Origin of the sequence: Moraxella sp. FZFQ2102, from assembly GCF_024137865.1 — a bacterium.
GTDB lineage: Bacteria > Pseudomonadota > Gammaproteobacteria > Pseudomonadales > Moraxellaceae > Moraxella.
Genome location: NZ_CP099960.1, coordinates 2,016,420 through 2,026,627, shown reverse-complemented (window position 1 = coordinate 2,026,627; position 10,208 = coordinate 2,016,420). Strand labels below are relative to the sequence as shown.

Here is a 10,208-nt window from a genome sequence, read left to right as displayed (position 1 = left end):
TGAACAAGTGTTGTGTTATATTGGTTTTTATTAAATTTTTATTGATAATTTTATGGGTTGTACGATATTCATTCAACCATACAATAGCAATACATCGCCAAGTACGAGTGATGACAAATAAAAAGAGACTGTCCTAGATAACTAAACCAAACCACCCCTAACTAATTATTTTAAAAATGGAGTTTTTGGTCATTATCTAGGACAGCCCCTTAAATAATTTATCTTGTTTATCTTATCATGCCTTTAATTCTAATGCCATCTCTTAAATTCCAATATCGAAAATAAAAAGTCCATTTTGTTAGTAGTGTTTTGATGGGTGATATTTTAAAGTACGCTATCAAATATATTATCCATTATCATTGATTTAGCAGTCGCCATCACAGGATTTATTATGAGTGTGTCATCATCCACCAACCAACCCAAAAACCGCGCCCGTCGTGTGATGCCGTTTTTTGGGCTGAGCCTTGGTGTTAGCGTGTTTGCCCTATCGCTATTGGTTGTGTTGCCTTTTGCGATGATGATTTTGACGACGCTTGAGATGGGCTTTGCTGACATCATTCGCACCATCCGTGAGCCACAGGTCTTTGCTGCCATCAAGCTATCATTGAGCATGGCTGCGCTTGCCACCTTGACCAATGTCATCTTTGGCACGCTGATTGCTTGGGTGCTTGTGCGTTATGATTTTTGGGGCAAATCCATCATCAATGCCTTGGTTGATTTACCTTTCGCCCTGCCGACAGCGGTGACTGGTATTGCACTTGCGACACTCTATGCGCCCAACGGACTCTTTGGTCAGTGGTTTAGCCAACTTGGTATCGCCTTGACTGGTGAGCCGATTAAGATTGCCTTTACACCGATTGGCATTTGGCTTGCGCTCGTTGTCGTCAGCTTCCCTTTCATTGTGCGTGCAGTACAGCCTGTCTTGGCAGAATTATCTGTCGAATTTGAAGAAGCGGCAGCAGTGATGGGCGCATCTCGCTTGACGACATTTCGCCGTGTGGTATTGCCTGAGATTATCCCTGCGATTTTGATTGGCTCAGGGATGATGTTCGCTCGTGCTACTGGCGAATACGGCTCGGTGATTTTTATTGCTGGTAATATCCCGATGCAATCAGAAATCCTGCCCCTGATTATCGTCTCAAAGCTTGAGCAATTTGATGTCGCAGGGGCGGCGTGCGTGGCGTTATTTATGCTACTACTATCACTCATTGTGCTATTTGGCATCAACTTTGCCCAATGGAAACTATCTGCCCGCTTGGGTGCAAAAACCAATTAATCACACAGGTCAGCTATGGCAAGTTCAACTCAATACGCATACCAAAACAACCCTGCTACTCGTGATAAACCGTGGGTCAAATGGCTACTGATTAGCCTTGCCTTGCTATTCATGGGCGTGATGCTTGTCGTACCTTTATTATCGGTGTTTTATGAAGCATTGCGTGAAGGTTGGGCGGCTTATCAGGTGGCACTCGTTGAGCCTGATGCACTCTCGGCGATTAAATTGACGCTCATCACCACTGCCATCGTACTACCAATTAACACCCTTATTGGTGTAGCATTGGCGTATTTGATTACCCGCCATAAATTCCGTGGTAAATTTATCATCACCACCTTGCTCGACCTACCCTTTGCGGTATCGCCTGTGGTAGCAGGTCTGATGTTTGTGCTGGTTTTTGGCGCCAATACGCTGCTTGGTGGTTGGCTTGAGAGCATGGGCATTCAGGTGATTTTTGCGACGACAGGGATTGTGCTTGCGACTTTATTTGTCACTTTTCCGTTTATTGCTCGTGAGCTGATTCCGCTGATGCAAGCCCAAGGCGATAGCGAAGAAGAAGCAGCGTTGACCCTAGGGGCGAACGGCTGGCAGATGTTTTGGAAAGTGACTTTGCCAAATATCAAATGGGCGCTACTGTATGGCATCATCCTAACCAATGCCCGCGCGATGGGCGAATTTGGTGCAGTGAGTGTCGTCTCAGGGCATATCCGTGGCGAGACCAATACCATGCCGCTGATGATTGAGATTGCTTATAACGAATACGCCTTTACTTTAGCATTTGCACTATCGAGCCTATTGGCACTATTGGCACTGGTGACACTGATTATCCAAGGCATCATGACGCGCAAACAAAGCCACTGATTATCCATTATTTATAAATATAGTATTGAGAATTACCATGAGCATCGAGATTAAACACATTCATAAGAAGTTTGGCGACTTTGTGGCACTTGGCGATATTAATATCGAAGTTCCAACAGGCGAGCTAACCACCTTACTTGGCCCATCAGGGTGTGGCAAAACGACACTATTGCGCATCATCGCAGGGCTAGAAAATGCCGACAGCGGTCGCATCGCCTTTGAAGGTGTGGATGTCACCGATATCCCTGTCCAAAAGCGTGGTATCGGCTTTGTATTTCAGCAATACGCCCTGTTTCGCCATCAAACCGTCGCCCAAAACATCGCCTTTGGTTTGACGCTACTACCAAAAAATGTGCGCCCTGATGCTCGTGGCATTGATCAGCGTGTCGATGAACTGCTTGAACTGGTGCAACTTCCCCAAACCAAGCATCGCTATCCACACGAACTATCAGGCGGTCAGCGTCAGCGTATCGCGCTGGCTCGTGCACTCGCAACCAAGCCACGCCTACTGCTACTCGATGAGCCATTTGGCGCACTTGATGCCAAAGTGCGTAAAGAGCTGCGCAGCTCACTCAAGGATATTCAGCGTGAGATTGGCATCACAAGCATTATGGTCACCCACGACCAAGAAGAAGCACAAGCCATCTCGGATAAAATTGTCATCATGAATCATGGTAAGGTAGAACAAATCGGCACACCTGCTGAGCTGTTCGCCACACCAAATAGCGATTTTGTGGTGGATTTTTTGGGTTTGTGATTTGCTAAGTTTGCAGTTATTTATTTTCACCGCTGTTATGGTGGTGATTTTTTGGGTGGGTGACTGTGGTTGTTATTTGATTGAAATAGCCCCATAACAACCCGCATTATGCACCCACAGCCCCAATCTGCCCACATGGTAGCCCGTAGGTTGGGTTAAGCTTGCAAAACCCAACATTTTTCTATGAAAATAACTTCTTTATTTAATGACAATGTTGAATAATTGGGTTGGTTTTTGGCAAAACTTAATTTATGTGTAGCATTGCTCTTTGAATTCATTCCACACATTAATTCATCACAAGCATTTGATTTAAATAAATTTTATAAAAATCTTGGGCAATTGTCGATTGACTGCCCTAACAGCACACCCATACTCAATTTTTTGAATAAGTGCCAATACTCACCACCATTGTATCAGCTTTGTCCATAAAATGCTTATTTACCATCAAAAACACACTTCTTGGCAAAAATTTGTTAAAATGGACAAATTTACACACAAAACACAGCCAAAACCATGAATGACACCACAAATTCCAAGTACGATGCCAACGAAATCGGCGCAGAATGCTACGAAGAAACCTTTGATGCAGCGCGATTGTTTGATTCTTTTTTGATCAGTTGGCAGCAGACTTTGGGCAATATTAAGCATAATTATGCCACTGCTGCTGACAGTTATATTGATGAAGTTTTATTAACAGCCAGTGAACAGCAAATCAATGATGCGCTGTATCGCTTCGTCACGCGCAATGTCAAGATGCTGCACGATGTACATCTTGATCTGCATGATGGTTGGCTCAGATTGTATTGCACTGTTGATTTTCATGGGATTTTTGCCAGTGTCGCCAGTAATTTTGAATTGGTGAATCTACAGCTGGATCGCCATCATCAGCGCCTGATCCTAAGACAGATCAGCGACACCGATGTCATCGAACTGCACACGCGCCAATGGTACAAAGCACCGCTTGCCAAGTTCGCCGTCGCAAGCTATCGTGCGATCATGCGTAAAGATCCATTACCGTTTATTTTAAGTTCGATTAAAATTAAAGGCGTGCCATTTACCGAGCATAAAGACGATGTGATTTATTTGGATATCGGTCGTTGGCTTAAGGCTGACCATAAGGACAAATTGCGCCAAGCGCAGGTCAATCACGCCACGCTCAAAAACGAACAACTACTGCTCAAGCTACAGCCGAACTTCACCGAAATTTTCAGCTTCGGTGATCCCAATGCCGACATCATCACCGCTAAAGATAACCCGAACAAAGCGGATAAAAAGGCGGATTAGCGATAGCTTGGCAATATATGCAAAAACGGCTGATTATCACACCAGCCGTTTTTATTATTCGCCCACTTTCAGCACATCCACCGCGCCCATCTCATCCCACAGCTGATGTGTGGAGATGATCAACAAGCCGATGCGTCCTGCACGCTGTTCGTCTGCCAAATACTGCCAAACGATTTTGCGCGTGTCGCTATCAAGCCCTGCAAATGGCTCATCCAACAGCAGCAGTGATTTTGGCGCAAGCAATAAACGCGCCAAGGCTATGCGCCGCGCCTGACCGCCCGATACCGCCATGCCATATTCGCCCAGTGGCGTGGCAAGACCCTGCGGCTGCGCGCGCACCCAGTCGCCCAGACCCACCGCATTCAGCACCGCATACAGCTCATCATCGCTGGCAGTTGGCTTGCCTAAGCGTAAATTATCCGCCAAAGTCTGATCAAAAATATCCACCGCCTGACCCAAAAAGCCCATCGACGCACCAAAATCTACCGTCTGAAGCTCAGCCGATTGCACAGCATCAGCAAGGCACATCTGCCCTGCCACTAGCTGATGCTCTTGGGCAATGGTGTGGAGCAGTGTCGATTTGCCCGCGCCTGAAGCGCCGACGATTAGGCAAGGTTTATCATGCGTAATAACGGCGTTCAGATGACTTGCACCGATAATGGCTTTGGGCGCTTTGACTGTGGCATTTTCAATTTTTAATGATAGGTGATTGATGTCAAATTCATCAATATGCACAGATTTGGCAATGTTATCTTCATCAGCGATCATCGCATTTAGGCGATCTTTGGCGACCAATGAGCGGCCATATGCCAAAGGCTCAGCCACCAAATTTTGTAAAAATTCACCCAAGCCCACCAAACCCAAAAACAGCGCCAAAGCCACTGCCGAGCTCATCATCGGATAGTCATTGAGCAGATGCTCGGTAAATGGCACGATGTCAGCCGCCGCAAAAAATTCGCCCATCGCCCATAGTAATAGTAGCAAGGCAACAGCGTGTAGTATCTGAATCACAAAGGCACTGATACGGCGCAGTCTGTGTGTGGACAATGTAAGCGCGTGCCGCTGATTTTCGATATGGGTCAATTGTGCGGTTTGCTTACGCCATTGCCCCCAAATCAGCAGCGATGTCAAGGCAGGCAAAGTGTCTAACAGCTGTGATTTGTGCTGTTCGTGCAGTGTGCTTTCTTGGATGGCAGATGCTTTAGCAAGATAAATCGCCACGACTGCGACCGCCATCGCTGCGATCAGTAGCAGTACCGACAGCCACGCACTTGGCAAGATGGCGATCGTCACCGCGCTCACCGCAAGCACCGCGCCGACTGCCATCACCCACGGCGTGACGAAGCGCAGGATAAATTCATTCAGTACATCGATGTCTTTGACCAGTCGGTGCATTCTTTGGCTGCTTGAGCCTGCTTGCGCGCTGCGTGTGGCGAAACTTAAGCTTGCCCAACGCTGAAAAAACCGCACGCGCAAATCTTTCAGCAGCCCAAATACCGCATGATGCGACACCATCAGATCACCATAACGCGACAAGGTGCGCACGATGGCAAAGCCACGAATGATCCCCGCTGGCATCATATAATTAAAGGTATGACCGCCGACCGCCACAAGCCCTGCCGCCGCCGACATGGTGACGAACCAGCCTGAGAGTATGGTCAAGCCAAGCACCGACCACACAGTCAATAAGCCTAGAAACCACGCCAAAATCCACATGGCTGTCTGCGTGCCGATCAGTTGGCGCAGTTGAAATTGTGTCTTTTTCATCACGCCCCCATATCCGCGTGCGGCGCGCCCAAGCGATGACATACCGCGAACGATGCCGCCGTCTCATCATCATGCGTCACCCAAATAACCGTCTTACCCACCGCCAAACGCTTCAGCAGCGCCGTAATCCGCTCAGCCGTCTCAGCGTCCAAATGCTCAGTCGGCTCATCCAATAGCCAAATCGCAGCGTCTTGTAATAACAGCTGCGCGATGGCAAGCCGATGCGCCTGACCACCCGATAAACCACCGCCGCGCTCAGCAAGCACGGTATCTAGCCCCTGTGGTAATGCCGTCACCACATCTTGTAAGCCCACTGCGTCCAGTGCAGCCATCAGCTCATCATCGGTTGCATCAGTCTTGGCAAGTCGTAAATTATCCGCAATCGACATCGGCAATAATGCTGGCGTCTGTGCCAAATAGCCGATTTGTTCGCGCAGCTTAACAATATCTAGCGTATCTAATGAATGCATCTGCACACCATTATCAAAGGTGATCGTGCCTGTAAACTGTCCAAAGCCAAGCAAAACCTGTAAAATCGTCGATTTGCCAGAGCCGCTTTGACCTTGCACGCCTGTGATTTGCCCTGCTTGAAAATCAAGACTGGTCGGCGGCAAGCGCAGTCGCCCATCATCACCAAAGACCGTGACTTTATCCAGTCGGATGCTTGTTTTATCCGTGATGATCAGCGGTGTTTTGCCAGTTTGTGCAGGTTTGAACGCCAAAAAATCCACCATCGCCTTTGCCGCGCCTTGTGCTTGTCCTTTGACATGATACTCCGCCCCAAGTCGGCGCAGTGGCGCATAAAATTCCGGCACAAGCAGCAAAATCAACAGCGCTGCACTGTAGCTCGTCACCATCACACCCGTCTGCCACGGCAAAATCCCCATCAAGCCAAAACCCAAATACACCGCCACCAGTGCAATCGATAAAGCAGATAAGAACTCAAGCACCGCACTGTTTAAAAACGCAATCTTTAGCACATCCATGGTTTTTTGGCGGTAGGATTCGCTCGAGCGCTCAATATCCTGCGTTGCGATCTGTACTGCATTTAGCCGAGCTAAAGTATTCACACCGCGAATCCAGTCAAAAAACCGCCCGCCAAGCTGTCCCATCGCATCCATCTGCTCACGGCTTTTGCGCGCGGTCGCCATGCCAATGATCGCCATAAAAATCGGCACAAGAGGCGCGGTAGCGAGCAAAATCAGCGCCGATACTTTACTAAAAAAACTGATGCAAATTGCCAATAAAATCGGCGTCGTCACCGCAGTCATTTTCTGTACTTCAAAGCGCGCAAAACCAAGCAAATGTTCAGGCTCATCGACGACTTTGCTTGCCAAAACCCCATCCGAGCCAAAAAATCTACGCGCCACGCCCATCCCGCCAAGCTTCGCCATCAATCGCGCGCGTACATCGCCTGCCACCTGTACGCCCACACGCGTCAAGATCGCATCTCGTGCATAACCCACCAACGCACGACATACAAACACCAAAAACAGCACTGCCAAATACAACCACAACGCAGCAATAGCCATCGCATCATGATGGGCAAACTGAGGGATGAACGGCAATAACCATCCATCAAAAATCAGCACAATCACCCACGCCTGCACCATGAGCAATAGCACATTGACAACATCACACAGCCATGCCAGATAGATGGATTTTTTGACAGGTTTAAAGGTTTGTTTTAAAAAATTATTAGCAGCGATGTCAGCAGGATCGCGGCGAGAATTTTTGTCTTTACTGGCGCGCTGTTTGGTGGGCGGGGCGGTGGTTGTGGCGGTCATGGTGGTTAAGATTTATAATTATCAACAAATGTGCTATTATCCCCAAAAAGCTTCAGTTTTTCAACAAATCCGCACGAAATTCTTGGCTTTTTATTCACTCATTCATCCATACCGACCAAATATGATGACAGCCAGCCCCATTTCTCGTAAAACCTTTACCAAACAGCGCCGCGCCCTATCCGCCAAGCAGCGGCAAACGACAGCATTTTTAGCAAGTCGGCACTTGCTCAAATTATTTCGCCAATTGCCACGCCATGCCAAAATCGGTATTTATTTGGATGATTTTGGTGAGCTGCCAACCGATGTAATTGCCAAGCTTGCCATGCGTTTGGGATTTGAGATTTATCTGCCGATCACCAAAGCCAATCAAGCCTTGCGATTTGCCAAAGCAGTCCTGCCTATCACAAAAACTGCCGTCATGCGCCATTACCTAGGTATGCTTGAACCTGTTACCCAAGATATTATCGCTGCGGCTCATCTGGACGCCATCATCTGCCCTTTGGTCGCGGTGGATATGCGTGGTGTACGCCTTGGCATGGGTGGTGGCTATTATGATCGCACTTTTGCCAAATGCACCAAAACCATCAAAGTCGCTTGGTGCTATGAGTTTCAAGTGGTGGATAATCTGCCAAAACAACCTTGGGATCAGGCGGTGGATATGGTGCTGACCGAGAAACGGATAATGCGGGTTTAGGGGTGTAAGATTGGGTGATTGTTAGATATATTTCACGCACTAATAAAATACAAGCAATTGATTTAAAATAATATTTTTAGGATATTGACATTTCGGATGTCTCACTGGTGTGTGGATGCGCCCTTACCTTTGCTACTATTGCAACTCAAGTAACCGTAGGGTGTGTTCCACGCACCGCTCTATATAAGCAATTGATTTAAAATAATATTTTTAGTATATTAGCAATTCGGATGTCTTAACGGTGCGTATAACGCACCCTGCAGGTAATTACTATTTTTTTATATCCAAAAGGTGCTTATATTGAGTTAGCTTATCTGTTTGCATATTCTCTTTCCTTATTTTGGTATCACCGTTCTTTATTTATTCAGACATAAGGCATACCCCACACAAGACCAAGACCGCCACCCCAAACAAAAACCGCCAATCATCACAATCGGCGGTTTTGTGCTTTTAGCGATTAGGCATCATACGGATCGCGCAGTACGATGGTTTCGGCGCGGTCAGGGCCTGTTGAGATGATGTCCACAGGGCAGCCGACTAGCGTCTCGATACGCTTGATGTAGGCTTGTGCATTAGCCGGCAAGTCTTCAAACTTGGTCACGCCGATGGTTGATTCGCTCCAACCTGGCATGGTTTCATATTTTGGCGAAACTTTTTCGTAGTATTCTGCATCGAATGCACCTGTGCACTCGCCTGCTGGTACTTCATACTCAGTGCAGATACAGATTTCTTCCAAGCCGTCAAGTACATCAAGCTTGGTTAGGCAGATGCCCGACATAGAATTTAGCACCACCGCACGGCGTAGGCTGACCGCATCAAACCAACCACAGCGACGCGCACGACCTGTGGTCGCACCAAATTCATGGCCGACTTTGGCAAGGTGCGCACCCACTTCATCAAATAGCTCGGTCGGGAATGGGCCTGAGCCGACACGAGTGGTATAAGCTTTGGTGATGCCAAGTACATAATCTAGGTACAATGGGCCAAGACCTGTGCCTGTTGAGACGCCGCCTGCCGTGGTGTTTGAGCTGGTGACGAATGGATAAGTACCATGATCAATGTCAAGCAGCGTACCCTGCGCACCTTCGAACATCAAGTTTTCGCCCTTTTGACGGCGTGATTCTAGTGCTTCGGTCACATCGACCACCAAGTCTTTTAGCTCAGCTGCCCATTCTTGGCACAGCTTAAGCGTCGCTTCATAATCAATGGCATCGACTTTGTAGTATTGGGTCAGTGCAAAGTTATGATACTCTAGCAGATTTTGTAGTTTTTCTGGTAGGTCCTCACGGAACAGATCCGCTACTTTCAGCGCACGGCGTGCAACTTTATCTTCATAAGCAGGACCGATACCACGACCTGTCGTACCGATTTTACCACTGCCGCGCTTGATTTCACGCGCTTGATCCAGTGCCACATGATATGGCATGATCAGTGGACACGCAGGCGAGATGCGCAGACGCTCACGCACAGGCACGCCTTTTTCGATCAAGCCGTTCATTTCTTTAAGCAGCGCATCAGGGGCAAGCACCACGCCATTACCGATAAAGCAAGTCACACCTTCACGCAAGATGCCTGATGGGATGAGATGTAGTACGGTTTTTTCGCCGCCAACGACCAGCGTATGACCTGCATTATGACCACCTTGAAAGCGTGCTACCGCTGTCGCTTTTTCGGTTAATAGATCAACGATTTTGCCTTTGCCTTCGTCGCCCCATTGGCTACCAAGTACTACGACATTCTTACCCATGATAATTCCTTAAGTTTAGATAAACATGAAATTGA

The 10,208-nt window shown here is 47.8% G+C and carries 8 protein-coding genes; 5 read left to right on the top strand and 3 right to left on the bottom strand.

Features of this window, described 5'->3' with window-relative positions; genetic code table 11:
* Positions 1-391 precede the first annotated feature (391 nt).
* The 4 genes from cysT to NGM44_RS09510 all read left to right on the top strand — a co-directional run bounded on the left by cysT (position 392) and on the right by NGM44_RS09510 (position 4,178).
* Complete coding sequence (gene cysT / locus NGM44_RS09525; RefSeq protein ID WP_253223425.1) at positions 392-1,276, top strand: sulfate ABC transporter permease subunit CysT; 885 nt, start codon at positions 392-394, stop codon at positions 1,274-1,276.
* A 15-nt stretch (positions 1,277-1,291) separates the two neighbouring features.
* Positions 1,292-2,137, top strand: coding sequence for a sulfate ABC transporter permease subunit CysW (cysW, locus tag NGM44_RS09520; RefSeq protein WP_253223424.1), 846 nt, complete (start codon positions 1,292-1,294; stop codon positions 2,135-2,137).
* 37 nt (positions 2,138-2,174) lie between these two features.
* Positions 2,175-2,894 (top strand): sulfate/molybdate ABC transporter ATP-binding protein, encoded by a 720-nt coding sequence (locus NGM44_RS09515; RefSeq protein ID WP_253223423.1) that lies wholly within the window; start codon positions 2,175-2,177, stop codon positions 2,892-2,894.
* Positions 2,895-3,407: 513 nt separating this feature from the next.
* Positions 3,408-4,178, top strand: a complete 771-nt coding sequence (locus NGM44_RS09510; protein ID WP_253223422.1) for a hypothetical protein — start codon at positions 3,408-3,410, stop codon at positions 4,176-4,178.
* Between the two features lie 54 nt (positions 4,179-4,232).
* Here NGM44_RS09510 and NGM44_RS09505 read toward each other — a convergent pair whose 3' ends face one another.
* Together NGM44_RS09505 and cydD are read right to left on the bottom strand one after the other, a co-directional pair.
* Positions 4,233-5,945: an amino acid ABC transporter ATP-binding/permease protein gene (locus NGM44_RS09505; RefSeq protein WP_253223421.1), complete on the bottom strand. Its 1,713-nt coding sequence runs from the start codon at positions 5,943-5,945 to the stop codon at positions 4,233-4,235.
* Positions 5,945-7,732, bottom strand: coding sequence for a thiol reductant ABC exporter subunit CydD (cydD, locus tag NGM44_RS09500; protein WP_253223420.1), 1,788 nt, complete (start codon positions 7,730-7,732; stop codon positions 5,945-5,947). The genes NGM44_RS09505 and cydD overlap by 1 nt, the downstream gene beginning before the upstream one ends.
* 121 nt (positions 7,733-7,853) lie before the next feature.
* Between cydD and NGM44_RS09495 the strand changes: the two genes are divergently transcribed.
* The gene (locus tag NGM44_RS09495; protein ID WP_253223419.1) at positions 7,854-8,426 is read left to right on the top strand and encodes a 5-formyltetrahydrofolate cyclo-ligase; all 573 of its coding nucleotides are present in this window, start codon (positions 7,854-7,856) and stop codon (positions 8,424-8,426) included.
* Positions 8,427-8,883: 457 nt separating this feature from the next.
* Here NGM44_RS09495 and NGM44_RS09490 read toward each other — a convergent pair whose 3' ends face one another.
* Entirely contained in the window at positions 8,884-10,173 is a 1,290-nt protein-coding gene (locus tag NGM44_RS09490) for an adenylosuccinate synthase (protein WP_253223418.1), read from the bottom strand.
* Between the last annotated feature and the right edge of the window lie 35 nt (positions 10,174-10,208).